Source organism: Humibacter sp. RRB41 (genome assembly GCF_022761015.1).
Lineage (GTDB): Bacteria > Actinomycetota > Actinomycetes > Actinomycetales > Microbacteriaceae > Humibacter.
In genome coordinates this window covers 1,150,072-1,164,275 of the sequence record NZ_JAKWJQ010000001.1, presented here as the reverse complement: position 1 = coordinate 1,164,275, position 14,204 = coordinate 1,150,072, and the positions used below count along the sequence as shown (strand labels likewise).

General features: G+C 65.9%; 14 protein-coding genes and 1 tRNA gene. 8 read left to right on the top strand and 7 right to left on the bottom strand.

The window, feature by feature from the left end:
- Positions 1 to 196: 196 nt before the first annotated feature.
- Complete coding sequence (locus tag MJ603_RS05475; RefSeq protein WP_374230827.1) at positions 197 to 1,729, top strand: Re/Si-specific NAD(P)(+) transhydrogenase subunit alpha; 1,533 nt, start codon at positions 197 to 199, stop codon at positions 1,727 to 1,729.
- Between the two features lie 7 nt (positions 1,730 to 1,736).
- Positions 1,737 to 3,158 carry a Re/Si-specific NAD(P)(+) transhydrogenase subunit beta gene (pntB, locus tag MJ603_RS05470; RefSeq protein ID WP_243062630.1) on the top strand — a complete coding sequence of 474 codons (1,422 nt, stop codon included), beginning with the start codon at positions 1,737 to 1,739 and terminating at the stop codon, positions 3,156 to 3,158.
- A gap of 402 nt (positions 3,159 to 3,560) precedes the next feature.
- Here the strand turns inward: pntB and MJ603_RS05465 are convergent, their stop codons facing one another.
- On the bottom strand, positions 3,561 to 4,106 hold the full coding sequence (locus MJ603_RS05465; protein WP_243062629.1) for a helix-turn-helix transcriptional regulator: 546 nt from the start codon (positions 4,104 to 4,106) through the stop codon (positions 3,561 to 3,563).
- On the opposite strand from MJ603_RS05465, the gene MJ603_RS05460 reads away from it, so the two are divergent.
- Positions 4,009 to 4,629: a GNAT family N-acetyltransferase gene (locus MJ603_RS05460; protein WP_243062628.1), complete on the top strand. Its 621-nt coding sequence runs from the start codon at positions 4,009 to 4,011 to the stop codon at positions 4,627 to 4,629. The two genes, MJ603_RS05465 and MJ603_RS05460, sit on opposite strands and share 98 nt — an antisense overlap.
- 311 nt (positions 4,630 to 4,940) lie before the next feature.
- Here MJ603_RS05460 and MJ603_RS05455 read toward each other — a convergent pair.
- The 4 genes from MJ603_RS05455 to MJ603_RS05440 form a co-directional block, all read right to left on the bottom strand.
- A tRNA-Arg gene (locus MJ603_RS05455) sits at positions 4,941 to 5,012 on the bottom strand.
- Between the two features lie 51 nt (positions 5,013 to 5,063).
- On the bottom strand, positions 5,064 to 5,561 hold the full coding sequence (locus tag MJ603_RS05450; RefSeq protein ID WP_243062627.1) for an HNH endonuclease: 498 nt from the start codon (positions 5,559 to 5,561) through the stop codon (positions 5,064 to 5,066).
- Positions 5,562 to 5,890: 329 nt separating this feature from the next.
- Positions 5,891 to 6,727, bottom strand: coding sequence for a C40 family peptidase (locus MJ603_RS18735; RefSeq protein ID WP_243062626.1), 837 nt, complete (start codon positions 6,725 to 6,727; stop codon positions 5,891 to 5,893).
- A gap of 352 nt (positions 6,728 to 7,079) precedes the next feature.
- Positions 7,080 to 7,772, bottom strand: a complete 693-nt coding sequence (locus MJ603_RS05440) for a metal-dependent transcriptional regulator (protein ID WP_243062625.1) — start codon at positions 7,770 to 7,772, stop codon at positions 7,080 to 7,082.
- A gap of 121 nt (positions 7,773 to 7,893) precedes the next feature.
- On the opposite strand from MJ603_RS05440, the gene serC reads away from it, so the two are divergent.
- The gene (serC, locus tag MJ603_RS05435; RefSeq protein ID WP_243062624.1) at positions 7,894 to 9,006 is read left to right on the top strand and encodes a phosphoserine transaminase; all 1,113 of its coding nucleotides are present in this window, start codon (positions 7,894 to 7,896) and stop codon (positions 9,004 to 9,006) included.
- A 52-nt stretch (positions 9,007 to 9,058) separates the two neighbouring features.
- The gene (locus MJ603_RS18730; protein ID WP_308220567.1) at positions 9,059 to 9,322 is read left to right on the top strand and encodes a DUF2530 domain-containing protein; all 264 of its coding nucleotides are present in this window, start codon (positions 9,059 to 9,061) and stop codon (positions 9,320 to 9,322) included.
- On the opposite strand, the gene MJ603_RS05425 is transcribed toward MJ603_RS18730, so the two are convergent.
- A complete protein-coding gene (locus MJ603_RS05425; protein WP_243062623.1) occupies positions 9,203 to 9,904 on the bottom strand; it encodes a DUF3027 domain-containing protein in 702 nt (233 codons plus the stop codon). The genes MJ603_RS18730 and MJ603_RS05425 overlap by 120 nt on opposite strands.
- Positions 9,897 to 10,277, bottom strand: coding sequence for a cold-shock protein (locus MJ603_RS05420; RefSeq protein WP_243062622.1), 381 nt, complete (start codon positions 10,275 to 10,277; stop codon positions 9,897 to 9,899). The genes MJ603_RS05425 and MJ603_RS05420 overlap by 8 nt, the downstream gene beginning before the upstream one ends.
- A gap of 67 nt (positions 10,278 to 10,344) precedes the next feature.
- On the opposite strand from MJ603_RS05420, the gene MJ603_RS05415 reads away from it, so the two are divergent.
- The 3 genes from MJ603_RS05415 to MJ603_RS05405 are packed head-to-tail and all read left to right on the top strand — an operon-like array spanning position 10,345 to position 14,195.
- Positions 10,345 to 10,620, top strand: a complete 276-nt coding sequence (locus MJ603_RS05415; protein WP_243062621.1) for a hypothetical protein — start codon at positions 10,345 to 10,347, stop codon at positions 10,618 to 10,620.
- Positions 10,621 to 10,657: 37 nt separating this feature from the next.
- Complete coding sequence (locus MJ603_RS05410) at positions 10,658 to 12,499, top strand: helicase-associated domain-containing protein (protein ID WP_243062620.1); 1,842 nt, start codon at positions 10,658 to 10,660, stop codon at positions 12,497 to 12,499.
- A 55-nt stretch (positions 12,500 to 12,554) separates the two neighbouring features.
- A complete protein-coding gene (locus MJ603_RS05405; RefSeq protein WP_243062619.1) occupies positions 12,555 to 14,195 on the top strand; it encodes a DNA repair helicase XPB in 1,641 nt (546 codons plus the stop codon).
- The last annotated feature ends 9 nt before the right edge of the window (positions 14,196 to 14,204 follow it).

Here is a 14,204-nt window from a genome sequence, read left to right as displayed (position 1 = left end):
CTTGCAGGCAGTGCAACAATAAACCTCTGTTGCAGGTTGTGCAAGTTTACAGATCGTGCATTTTTGCAGAGTGGGCAAAGAATTTCGTGAACAGGTTCACAGGTGACGGGCATCCCGGTACACGATGGCCGGCTCGCGCCTGCGCAGCCCGCGTCCCGTCTGATGTACTGATCGAGCTGAGTGTTCGAAGGAGACCGTGATGCGCATCGGAATCGTCGCCGAATCCGCCGTCGGCGAGACCAGGGTCTCCGCCACACCGTCGACAGTTCGGCAGCTCTTGAAGCTGGGCTACGAGGTCGTCGTGCAGACGGGCGCTGGATCGCCCTCGAGCTATCCGGATGTCGGCTACACAGCAGCCGGCGGCCGCATCGTCGACAAGAACACGGCGTGGGGATCGGATGTCGTCCTGAGCGTGAACGCGCCGGGTGACGATGAACTGAGTCTCCTGGCGAGCGGTGCCACCCTGGTGTCCTGGCTGGGTCCCGGCCTGAACCCTGAGATGGTCGAGAAGCTCGTCGCGCTGCCGATCACCGCCCTTTCCGTCGACACGGTGCCGCGCATCTCCCGCGCCCAGACGATGGATGTGCTCTCGTCGACGGCGAACATCGCCGGATATCGCGCCGTCATCGAGGCCGCCAACGAGTTCGGCCGATTCTTCACCGGTCAGGTGACGGCGGCCGGCAAGGTGCCGCCTGCGAAAGTGCTCGTCGCCGGCGCCGGGGTCGCAGGACTCGCCGCGATCGGAGCGGCATCCGCGCTCGGGGCGATCGTTCGCGCCACCGACCCACGCCCGGAGGTGGCCGATCAGGTCAGGTCGATCGGAGGCACATACCTGGCCGTCGAAGTCGACGTCGAGCAGTCTTCCGACGGCTACGCGAAGGCGACCAGCGCGGATTTCGACGCGGCGGCAGCACGGCTGTACGCCGCCCAGGCAACGGATGTCGACATCATCATCACGACGGCGAACATTCCCGGACGTCGCGCGCCGGTCCTCATCACCTCTGAAGATGTCGCATCGATGCGGTCGGGATCGGTGATCGTCGATCTCGCGGCGGCGAACGGCGGCAATGTGGAGGGCACCGTCCCCGGCGAGAAGACCTTGACGTCGAACGGCGTCACGATCATCGGGTATACGGATCTCGCCCGCAGGCTTCCCGCGCAGGCCTCGCAGCTCTACGGCCAGAATCTCGTCAACCTGCTCACGTTGCTGACTCCCGGCAAGGACGGCAATCTCGTGCTCGATCTCGATGACGTCATCCAGAGGGCGATCACCGTGGCGCGCAACGGTGAGCGGCTCTATCCGCCTCCCCCGGTCAGCGTGTCTGCAGCGCCCTCGACTGTGGCTGTCCAGACGCAGGCGCCCACGCCGCAGAACCGTTCCTTCTCCGCAGGCGCCAGAGGGGCGCTCATCGCTGTGGGTCTCGCCGCTTTGCTCGCTCTCGTCTCGTTCGCCCCGCCGCCGTTGCCGCAGCATTTCACCGTTCTGATCCTGGCGATCGTCATCGGCTTCTATGTGATCGGCAAGGTGCACCACGCGTTGCACACGCCGCTGATGAGCGTGACGAACGCGATCAGCGGTGTCGTCGTCGTCGGTGCCATGCTCCAGTTGGCGATCGACAATCCCGTGACGCGGATCATCGGGGGTGTCGCCGTGCTTCTCGTCTCCATCAACATCTTCGGCGGCTTCGCCGTGACCAGGCGCATGCTCGGCATGTTCAGGAAGGACTGAGGCCACCATGACCGACGTCACCGCCGCCATCGCAGCAGCCGCCTATGTCGTCGCGGCGATCCTGTTCATCCTCGCCCTCGCGGGGCTCTCCAAGCACGAGACGGCCCGCGCGGGTGTCGTCTACGGCATGGCGGGTATGGCCATCGCCATTCTGGCGACGTTGGCCCTCGTGATCGAGGGATCGACGTGGGCCGGCATCGTCATCCTGATAGTCGCGCTCATCGTCGGCGGGACGATCGGTCTCATCAGGGCGGCCAAGGTGCAGATGACCGGGATGCCGCAATTCATCGCCCTGATGCACTCGTTCGTCGGTCTCGCTGCCGTTCTGATCGGCTGGAACGGTTACCTCGAGTCTGCTCCGATCGCGAGTGACCTCGTCGGCGTCCATCGCGCCGAGATCTTCATCGGAGTCTTCATCGGCGCGGTGACGTTCACCGGCTCCATCGTCGCGTTCCTCAAGTTGTCTGCTCGCATGAAGTCGGCGCCGCTGGTGCTGCCCGGCCGAAACGCGCTGAACATCGCAGCGCTCGTGCTGTTCGTCGCCGTCACCGTGTGGTTCGTCATCACTCCGGCCCTCTGGCTCCTGATCGTCGTGACGGTGATCGCACTGCTGCTGGGCTGGCACCTCGTTGCCTCCATCGGCGGCGGTGACATGCCCGTGGTCATCTCGATGCTCAACAGCTACTCGGGATGGGCTGCCGCGGCATCAGGATTCCTGCTCGACAACGACCTGCTGATCATCACGGGTGCCCTCGTCGGCTCCTCCGGTGCCTACCTGAGCTACATCATGTGCAAGGCGATGAACCGCTCGTTCCTCAGCGTCATCTTCGGTGGCTACGGCATCGCGGCGCCGTCGAAGGGCGCGGCCGAAGAGACCGGCGAATACCACGAGACCACCGTCGTCGAGACGGCGCAGCTGCTCGCGAACGCCACGTCGGTCATCATCACGCCGGGTTTCGGCATGGCGGTCGCGCAGGCGCAATACCCGGTCGCCGAGCTCGCACGATCGCTCAGGAGTCGCGGAATCGAGGTGCGTTTCGGCATCCATCCCGTCGCCGGCAGGCTCCCGGGTCACATGAACGTGCTCCTCGCCGAGGCGAGGGTGCCCTACGACATCGTGCTCGAACTGGATGAGATCAACGAGGACTTCCCCGGAACCTCGGTGGTCCTCGTCATCGGAGCGAACGACACGGTCAACCCGGCGGCGACGGAAGAGCCGAACAGCCCCATCGCCGGTATGCCGGTGCTGGAGGTGTGGAAGGCCGATGACGTCGTCGTATTCAAGCGCTCCATGGCATCCGGCTATGCCGGTGTTCCGAACCCGCTGTTCTACCGGGACAACGCCCACATGCTCTTCGGCGACGCCAAGGTGCGTGTCGAAGAGATCATCCGCGTCCTCGCGGAGACAGGTGCGCGGGTGACGGGCTGACGGCGGCCAGCCGGGGTGCGGCAGGGCCGCCGAGCGCCATCACGTCGACAACCGCTCGTGCGAATTCCTCGGGGCGCTCTCGCGGAAGATTGTGGTCGGCGTCCGCGACCTGGCGATGCTCGTAGGCGCCGGTGAAGCGCGTGTTGCTCGCCTTGCCGTCTGTCGCGGGGAAGTTTCCATCGGCCGTACCGTCGAGCGCGATAGTCGGACCCGCGAACCGTGATGCGGGACGAACGCACGCTCATTCCGCTCGACGGCGCAGCCACTCTTCGAGACGCGACTCGACGAATGGCTGCCGGCGAACCCACCACGCAAGTGGACCCGACGAGGGATCTGTATGCGGAATTGGTCTCGACGGTTGACTCGCGTCGAAACGTGGCGTCAGGAGCGACGTGCCGCAGCTCATGCGCTGGGTTTTCGGAGGACGACAACCACGTAACGGCAGGGCGTGAGGGTTTCGTTGGAGAACTCCCGCGCCGTTGGGGGTCCGAGTTGCAGCGTGTCACCCGCGTTGAGCTGCAGCACGGCCGAGCCGTCGCCGAGTGTGAGTCGCCCGTCGAGGATCCAGAGCAGCTGATCGATGAATGCGAAGGCCGCTGCCGGGTAACCAATCCGTGCGCCCGCCGGAAGCAACACCTCGGTGACATCGGCGCCAAACTCAGGCGCCGAGATCTGGCGACGTAGATACCCGGTCTCGGGATCGGTCCAATCCGACCTCTCGTCGTCGCGGCGCACACTTCCCGCCGCTGGTTTTGCCGTCGGCGCCAGCAAATCGGAGACGCTGACCTCGAGGGCAGCCGAAAGCCTGCCCAGAATTACCGCCGTCGGGCTGCTCTGTCCCCGCTCGATCTTGCTGATCATTGCTCGCGATACCCCCGATACCTCAGCCAGTCGCGTGAGCGACCATTCCCGCTGGGCGCGTTCGGAGCGGATACGTTCACTCAACATGTGCTCTACTTTAGTAGACGTGAATCCATTATCAGAAACAGGCGTTCGTATCGCGGGAGAGCGCGACGCCAGGGCGATCCGAACCATCCGCAACCGTGCGATCGACCAGACCACGGCGATCTGGACCTCGCGTACCCAGACCATCACCGAAGCTCGAGCTTGGCTGGCCGAGCACCTCGCCCGGCAGTCGATGTATGTCGCCGAGATCGACGGACAGGTGGTCGCGTTCGCTTGTTGGGGGCCTTGGCACCAAAAGGAGGGCTATCGTCCCACCGTCGAGAACTCGGTCTACGTCCTCGATGTCTATCAGGGTCGCGGAATCGGACGCCGACTCATGACGTCCCTCATCCCCGCCGCCCGAGACGCTGGAGCGCACACGATCGTGGCCAACATCGAGGCCGCCAATCATTCGTCTCTCGCGCTGCACAAAAGCCTCGGATACGCCACGATCGGCACGCTGCCTCAAGTCGGTACCAAATTTGGCCGGTGGCTCGATCTCACCATCATGCATCTCGCGCTCTGATCCTCATCCCGCGCGCATGACACCGGGACAGCTCGCGGCCGCGGAGACGCGCTGTCGAGTGTCCGCACCGCCGAGCGAAACTTGCGCGAACGGAACAGCCCCACGGGTTAGACCGCCGGTGAGATTGTTGCGCCCTCGGGCGAGGCCCGGAGGCAACGTCCGCGATAGATCTTGGCCCGAGCCCGGGCCACGCCAAAGTCGCGCCACGAGGTGATGAACGTGGACTCCTGCACGGGAGCTTCAACCCGGAGCGCCGGGCACAATCGGAAACCGAATCCGAAAACCAATGCCTGGTCAAGCAGATAAATAGGTGCCCCTGGAGGGACTCGAACCCCCAACCGTTTCCTTAGGACGGAACTGCTCTTCCATTGAGCTACAGAGGCTGGCCCGTCAAGCTTAGCGGGCGCCGGCCGGCGGTACGGGCATCCGTGAGCTCAGGCCGCCGGCGCCAAGTAGCCCTGCCACTCGGGCAGCGCGTGCTCCACGCCGCGCACCATCCAGGCCGGGTCGTGCGGCATCCGTGGCGTGAACGCGAGCGACCAGCCCATCTCGGTCGCCGTGCGATCGCCCTTCACGTTGTTGCAGCGCAGGCAGCAGGCGACGAGGTTGTCCCAGCTGTCGGCTCCCCCGCGCGACTTCGGCAGCACGTGATCGATCGTCGACGCCGACCTGCTGCAGTACGCACAGCGGTGACCATCACGCCGCAGAACGCCGCGCCGCGACACGGGCACCGCCCTCCCGTGCGGCAGGTGCACGTAGCGGGTGAGCAGGATGACCGACGGTCTGTCGTAGACGGAGGTGATTCCCCAGACCGGATGCTCGGCATCCACCTCGACGACCGTCGCCTTCGAGTTCATCACGAGCGCCAGGGCTCGCTTGAAGCTCACGACCGCCAGCGGCTCATATCCCGCGTTCAGCACCAGTGTGCGCATGGACGTCCTTTCGATCGACCGGAATGGCTTTCCGGGTTCTCGCGCGCGACTGCATCACCCGCTCGGGGCATCCCACAGACAACAAAAAAGGCGCCGTCACAAAGACGACGCCTAGCAATTCCACGCACAGTGGTGGTGGAAGCAGTGGTGGCTGTGATGCCGCATGGTTCCCATGCGGGGATCCTCCCGGGTCGGTGAAGCAGACGAACGATGTCAAGGCATCAATCTAACGCAGGATCGACGTGTCACGCCTTTGTGGCACGCCGATCGCTGGCTGCGACGCCTTGCGGACACCGAGATTTCACCTCGACGTTCCGCAGGGCGGAAGGTTAGATGCCGTAGCGCACGACCCAGTAGTCATTTGTCCAGAGCGGACGGATGCTGATGCTGCGGCCGACGTCGGGAGCATCGAGGATGTTGCCGTTGCCCGCGTAGAAACCGACGTGGGAACCCATCGCGATCACGTCGCCGGGTACGGCATCCGCGATCGAGATGCGCGTGCCGCCGTCACTGATCGCCGTCGCGGAATGCGGCAACGAGACGCCGAACTGCGCATAGACGAACATCACGTAGCCCGAGCAGTCGAAGCCCGCCGGGGTGGAGCCTCCGTACACGTACGGCACCCCGATGTACTGCTGCGCAACGGCGAACACCTGCGCGAGACTGAAGTTCGGGTAGGGCGGATTGGCCAGATAGTCGGCGGCACTCGGTCCGCTGTAGGCGGCGGCGTATGCCTGCATCTGCTGGGCCGCAGCGGCCTGCTCTGCGGCAGCCTGCGCAGCGGCCTTCTTGTCGGCGAGCTGCTGCTCCGTCGTTGCGCTGAACTTGTCACCGGTTGCGGCCACGACCTTGACCGAGTCCGAGACGCTCACGGACTGCGCGTTCGTCTTCTTCAGCGTGTCGATGACGGACGTGCTGCCCGCCACCTGGTTCGAATTCGCCGGGTTGAACGCGTAGGCGGGGATCGCGATGGTCGCAACGAGACCGCCTGCAATCGCCATGACGGCGAGATTGACGAGTCCACTGCGGATGCGACGCTTGCGCTTGGCGGCCGGCGCTTTCGCTGCGGGTGCGGCGACAGCAGGGCGAGCCTGCACCGTGCGTGCACCACGAGCGTGATCCGACGTCCTGAGGCTGCGACGCGACACGACGGTCGCTTCGTTCACTGCTGGGTCGTTGGCGCCTGAAGTACTCGGGTTGCGGTCTTCGGGAGGACCGCTTGTACCTAATGTTGCCAAGGTGTGAACCTCCGGCGCTCCTATGGCACTAGGTGAGCCATCCCGTCCGAGATCTCCTAAGAGTTCGGCTTCTCTGGTTCAAGAGACGGGCTAGTGGAACGTCTTGAACCCGGTCCGTCGACCGGCTTCTGGTCTGTGGACTCGTAAGAGACTACGGGACCGTTATGGTTTTGTCACATCGTTTTCCACGGCATTTCACCGCACCGAAGATCGGTTTGCGCTTGTGGACGCAGAGCCCAGTCAGGGACACGTCGAGCTCGCGCCGAATCGAAAATCCGCGTCACGCGGCGACGAAGATGTGACTCGCGACCTCATTCGGCAATTCGATCGCCTCAGGGTAGCCGTCGATCTGCACGGCGACGTAGGAGCCTGCCCGCGAGAAGACGCCTGTCGACCCGGGAAAGACTCCCGCCTGCCGCAGCTGGGTGAGCAATGCTGGCTCGAACTGCACGGGCTCGCCGAGACGCCTGATCGTGGCGGTGATGGTCTCATCGGTGTCGGCCGTGACATCCACGATGTTGCGAACACCGTCGAGGAAGACCCGGTGGAGGTCGATTCCCTGATCTTCGATCTTCGGGATCGGGGTGCCGTACGGCGTTTCGGTCGGGTGCCCGAGAATGTCGAGGATCTTGTGCTCGACCTGCTCGCTCATCACGTGCTCCCACCGGCAGGCCTCTTCGTGCACGAACTCCCACTCGAGACCGATCACATCGGAGAGCAATCGTTCGGCCAGGCGGTGCTTGCGCATCACGTGCACGGCCCTGCGCCGGCCCTCTGACGTCAATTCGAGGTGCCTGTCACCCGACACGATCACGAGACCATCGCGCTCCATACGGGCAACGGTCTGCGACACGGTGGGCCCGGAGTGTCCGAGCCGCTCCGAAATGCGCGCACGCAGGGGAACGATGTCCTCCTCCTCGAGATCGAGGATGGTACGCAGATACATCTCGGTGGTGTCGACGAGATCCGTCATCGCTTCCCCTAGTGTTCCTTTGTCGGCGCCGCGCGTCGGCGGTCCAAGCCTACCGGCGCGCGCCCGCCCTTCTGAACGCCGTTCGCCAGCGGCCGTCGGCGCGCTGACTAGACTTAACACCATGGCCGTGATCGCGATTCCCGAGACCCTTCTGCCCGCGGACGGCCGTTTCGGCAGCGGTCCTTCGAGGGTGCGACCGGCCCAGGTCGCCGCTCTGGTCGAGGCACAGTCCTCCCTCCTCGGAACGTCGCACCGACAGGCTCCGGTGCGTGCCCTTGTGGGGCGTGTGCGCGAAGGATTGGCCTCGTTGTTCGACCTCCCGGAGGGCTACGAGGTGATCCTCGGCAATGGTGGATCCAGCGCGTTCTGGGATGCCGCGGCGTTCGGCCTCATCGAGAACCGCGCCGAGAATCTCGTCTACGGCGAGTTCAGCCAGAAGTTCGCCAAGGCCGCGAGTGCACCGTGGCTTGCTGCACCCCACGTCATCGATGCTCCTGTCGGCTCGCGCAGCACACCGGAACCGGTCGAGGGCGTCGACGTCTACGCCTGGCCGCACAACGAGACCTCCACCGGAGTCATGGCTCCGGTACGCCGCGTGAACGGCGACCCCGGCGCCCTCACCGTCGTCGACGCGACGAGTGCGGCAGGCGGCATCGACTTCACGACGTCCGAGGCGGATGTCTACTACTTCGCCCCGCAGAAGAACTTCGCATCAGACGGCGGGCTGTGGCTGGCTCTGTTCTCGCCTGCGGCGCTGGAGCGAGTGGAGGAGGTGGCGGCATCCGGTCGCTACATCCCGGACTTCCTGAGCCTCAAGCAGGCCGTCGACAACTCGCGCCTCAATCAGACTCTGAACACGCCCGCCCTTGCAACGCTGATCATGCTCGACGAGCAGGTCACGTGGATCAACGACGGAGGCGGGCTGGCCTGGGCGTCGTCGCGCACGCGTGAGTCGTCGGGCGCTCTGTACGACTGGGCGGAGTCGGTCGGGTATGCGCATCCGTTCGTCGAGAACCCCGAGCACCGCTCTCAGGTCGTCGTCACGATCGACTTCGACGACGTGGATGCCGCCATCATCGCCTCCGTGCTCCGTGAGAACGGCATCGTCGACACCGAGCCCTACCGCAAGCTCGGCCGCAACCAGCTCCGCGTCGCGACGTTCACCGCCGTCGACCCGGACGATGTTCGCCAGTTGATCAGGTCGATCGAGTACGTCGTCGAGCACATCGCCTAAGGGTTTTGCGAACGCACCGACAGGGAACGCACCGACAGGGGGAGGACTGCAGATGAGGCTGTGGCTTCGTGACAGCGAGCGGCTGCCCGATCCCCCGCCGATGAAGACGGACGACCGGGCAGCGATCGGCACCGGCCTCGTGCTGTGGCTGATTGCAGCGGTGATCTCGATCGTGTTCTCGCGTCAGCTGAACGCGTCAGCTTCCGGCTGGATCCTCGCCACGGCTATCGTCGGCGTCGCCCTCGGCGTCATCGGCCTCGTCTACGCCCAGGTCATGCACGTCAGGCTCGGGCGCTCCCGGCTCGAGCGACGCTGACTCGGCACCGGTGATGTCATCGGCCTCGAGGTCGATGTCGTCATCGCTGTCGTTCTCGTCGTGCAGGTCGATGTCGATTCCGTCGAGTTCGTCGTCGCCGAAATCGCCGTCGTCGTCCTCGTCCTCGTCGTCATCTCCGGCCTCGCCGTCTTCGACGTTCTCGGATGCCGCATCCTCCGTCTCAAGACCGGCCTCGCGTGCCGCTTGCTGAGCGGCCTGGTACTCCGCGAGACGTTCCGACCACGGGACCCAGTCCGGAGCGAGTAGGGCCTGCTCCCCCGGCAGCAACTCGGCCTCGAGCACGACGGGCTCCGAGTCCGCGTCCACGCGAGCGAGCGTGACGGTCCAGTGCCAGCCGGGGTATCCGGAGAGCGTGCACTCGAAGAGCAGGGAGAGCACGCGCTCACCCTCCACGATGTGTCCCGCGATAGGACCGATGCTCGAGGAGGCCGTGATCTCCACCAGTGCGTTGCGCGCCAGATCGTGCGCGTCGAGCAGCCGCTGATCGGCCGACGGCGGCTCGGTGATCGCAGCAGCGGAGGTCTCGGGGACCGGGCTCTGTCCGCTCGGTTGCTCAGGCATCCAGATCGTCCGCCACACGGCGCAGAACCGCCGCGATCTTGCGACCGTGCGCGGCATCGGGGTATCGGCCCCGTCGCAGGTCCGAGCCCATGCCGTCGAGCAGCTTCACGAGGTCTTCGACGATCACGGCCATATCGTCGGCGGACTTGCGGTTCATCTTCGACAGGCTCGGACGGCTCTCCAGAACGCGCACCGAAAGGGCCTGCGCACCTCGCTTGCCATCGGCGACTCCGAACTCGAGCCGCGTGCCGGCCTTGATCACCGCGCCGTCAGGCAGTGCCGAGGCGTGAAGGAAGACCTCTCCACCGCCGTCTTGGGCGATGAAGCCGAAGCCTTTCTCCTCGTCGTAGAACTTGACCTTGCCGGTAGGCATGGGGACCTCTTTCGGGTAATCGACGCTCGCACGCCGCTCATCTGCAACGTCAATTATCCTTGATTCTGTGACCGAGACGACTTCCCAGCCAGCTTCGCGCCTTCAGCGCACCCTGGCGTTCACCGCGGCGGGGCTGGTGATCATCTCGATTGTCTGTTTTTTCGTTCTGATCATCGGCACCTGGCTGGGCGCCGGACCGTCCCAAGGGTCGGGCAAAGGCATCTGGCCCACCGTCGAACTGCTGCCGCTGATCGCGCTTCCTCTCGCGCTGGTGATGATCATCGTTCTCCTGATCGTGAGCCTCGTCAGCCGAAGCAGGCAGAACCGGACGTCCGGACGCTAGGCCACACGGAGTACAGGGTGATGGGGCCCGAGCCGCGATGACCAGCACACTGACGTTGGCCTCCCGGTTGGGTGGCCTCGACGATGCGAACCTTCACGATCTCATTCGCGCACGCGGCATCGGCCGAGCGCGCATCGAGGACTTCTTCGACCTTGCGGACGCATTGCTCGAACCGCCTTCTGTTCAACACGCACTCGCGCCCCTGGCGCGCCCGACTCTGGCCGTGCTGGCCGCGATCGCCGAATTCGGCGAGACCGCCGACGCCCGGCAGGTGGTCGATCTGCTGCACGAGTGGGGAGACGCGGATGTCTCGCCCGAGTCCGTCGCCGCGGCTTTCGACTCGCTCGTCGACGTGTTCCTCGCGGAACGCATCGGCACCGGCGTCGGGATCTACCCGGCTGTCGCTGCGCGGTTCGCGTCATGGATGGAGGCAGAGGGCCTCTCCGGTCACAAACTGGCCGCACCCGGCAAACCCGCCGCACTGTCCGCCGTGCCCGATGTCGACCGCCGGTTCGTCGACAAGCTGTCTGCTGAGCGCGCATTCATCGCCGCCGGTGCCGTTGCCGAGTTCGTCTACGAACTCGAGCGCGAGCCGGCGCGCGAACTGCAGAAGGGCGGACTCGCGCTGCCCGACACCCGCCGCGTAGCCTCTGCGCTCGGCATCGAGGCCGAGTCCGTTCCGACCGTGCACTGGCTGGCCGTCGGATGCGGACTCGTCGTACGCGAGGGTGCTGTCTGGCTGCCGACAGATGCCGCTGAAAAGTGGGCACAACTCGCCACGCCGGAGCGCTGGGCGGCACTGGCCGTCGCGTGGCTCGATTCGGTGCCCGTCGACATCCGCCAGCTCATGGTGGAACGCACGCACGCCGCGTGGGGTGACGCGTTGCGCGCGTACGCCCGCTGGCGATACCCGGCGGCGGATGCGACGCTCGACCGAAGAGTCAACGACGTGGAGACCCACGCCGAATTCCTCGGCATCACGGCGGGCACGGCACCGAGCGCGGCAGGGGTGAAGCTGCTGGAGGCGGGAGCGGATGCCGCCGCGCAGGTCATCCGCGCTGCCTTCCCCGCCGAGGTCGATCGCGTCTACGTGCAGCACGACCTCTCGATCGTGGCGCCCGGCCCGCTGACGCCTGCACTGGATGCCAGGCTGCGCACGCTCGCCGACGTTGAGGGCACAGGACTCGCCACCAGCTTCCGGGTCTCCCCATCGTCGCTGCACCGTGCGATCGCCGGCGGCGAGACCGCGGCATCGCTGCGTCTGTTCATCGAGTCCATCTCGCTCACCGGCCTTCCGCAGCCGGTCTCGTACCTCATCGACGAAGCCGCCTCCCGCTACGGGCGGGTGCGGGTTTCAGGCTCGGAGGCCGGAACGCTGGTGCACTCGACGGACGGACAGCTGCTGCGCACGATCGGCGTCGACCAGGGCCTGTCGGCTTTGGGCTTGAGGCAGCGTTCCGAGGGCGAGCTGGCGAGCAGATTCCCCCTGGATGTCGTCTATTGGGCACTCGTCGACGCGCACTACCCCGTTGTGGCCGAAGACCACGACGGCACGCAGTTGCGGGTGAGGCGCAGGCTGGGACACACCGAGCAGCACGAGACGACAGATGCAGCACAGGAGCTCGTGCTGCGCCTTCGCACCGCGGAGCGCGCCGATGGAGAAGAGGGCACGCAGGCCTGGCTGAACAGGCAGCTGGAGTCGGCGGTGCGCTCGCGCACGACGGTCACTGTGACGGTCGCGCTGCCGGACGGCCACGAACAGGACTACACACTCGAGCCGACCGGACTCGGCGGTGGCAGGTTGCGCGGCCGGGATCGCGCGAGCGACATCGAACGCACACTGCCGGTGTCGAGCATCCGCTCCGTGCAGACAGGCTGAGGGGACGTCCCGACAGCCAGCGACAATGCGGGCGTCCCACATAGACTCGACTGTTATGTCCGATGGCCCTCTGATCGTGCAAAGCGACCGCACCGTGCTGCTCGAGGTCGCCCATCCCCAGGCAGAGGATGCCCGCCACGACCTCGCGATCTTCGCCGAGCTCGAGCGGGCGCCGGAGCACATCCACACGTACCGCATCACCCGCCTGGGACTGTGGAACGCTCGCGCCGCTGGGCATGAGGCATCCGACATGCTGAGCACGCTTGAGCGGTACTCGAAGTTCCCGATCCCGCAGACCGTCGCGATCGACATCCAGGAGACGGTCGCCCGCTACGGACGGCTGGTGATCGAGCGCGACGACGAAGGCGTGCTGGTGCTGCGCAGCGACGACGAGGCCGTGCTGCGCGAGGTGTCGGGCGCCAAGAGGATCGCGCCTCTGCTTCTCGAGCGTCGGGCGGACGGCGGGTTCACGGTGGCGGCGTGGGCACGCGGCCAGCTCAAGCAGGAGTTGGTCAAGCTCGGCTGGCCCGCCGACGACCTCGCCGGGTACAGCCCGGGCACGCCGCATGAGATCGCGCTCGACACGACCGACTGGCACCTGCGCGACTATCAGAACAAAGCCGTCGACAGCTTCTTCGAGGGTGGCTCTGGAGTGGTGGTGCTGCCGTGCGGCGCCGGCAAGACCCTCGTCGGGGCCGGCGCGATGGCCACGGCGAAGACGACCACGCTCATCCTGGTCACCAACACCGTGTCCGCCAGGCAATGGCGCGACGAACTGCTTCGCCGCACCTCGCTGACGGCGGAGGAGATCGGTGAGTACTCGGGGCAGGTCAAAGAGATCCGGCCCGTCACGATCGCGACCTACCAGATCCTCACCGCCAAGCGGAAGGGCGAGTACGCACATCTCAGCCTTCTCGACGCGCTCGACTGGGGTCTCATCATCTACGACGAGGTGCACCTGCTGCCTGCGCCGGTGTTCAAGCTCACGGCGGAACTGCAGGCCAGACGGCGCCTCGGCCTCACAGCCACCCTCGTGCGCGAGGACGGCCGCGAGGGCGACGTCTTCTCGCTGATCGGCCCCAAGCGGTTCGACGCACCGTGGAAGGAGATCGAGTCCCAGGGCTTCATCTCGCCCGCCGCGTGCTACGAGGTGCGCATCGATCTGCCGGCATCCGACCGACTCTCCTACGCGGCTGCTGCGGATGACGAGCGCTACCGGCTCGCCGCCACGGCTCCGGCGAAGCTCGACGTCGTGAAAGCGCTGGTCGCGCGGCACGTCGGCGAGCGCATCCTCGTGATCGGGCAGTACCTCGATCAGATCGACGAACTGGCGGATGCCCTCGACGCGCCATCGCTCACCGGCGCGACGCCCGTCGACGAGCGCGAGCGTCTTTACCAGGAGTTCCGCGAGGGCATCACCCTCGTGCTCGTGGTCAGCAAGGTCGCGAACTTCTCGGTCGACCTGCCGGAGGCCACCGTCGCCATCCAGGTCAGCGGGTCGTTCGGCTCCCGCCAGGAGGAGGCCCAGAGGCTGGGACGACTTCTGCGGCCGAAGGAATCCGGACTCTCGGCGAATTTCTACACCCTGGTCGCGCGCGACACCGTCGACCAGGATTTCGCGCAGAACCGCCAGCGCTTCCTCGCCGAGCAGGGCTACGCGTATTCGATCGTCGACGCCGGCGAACTCGCCGCGTAGGTCTCCGCG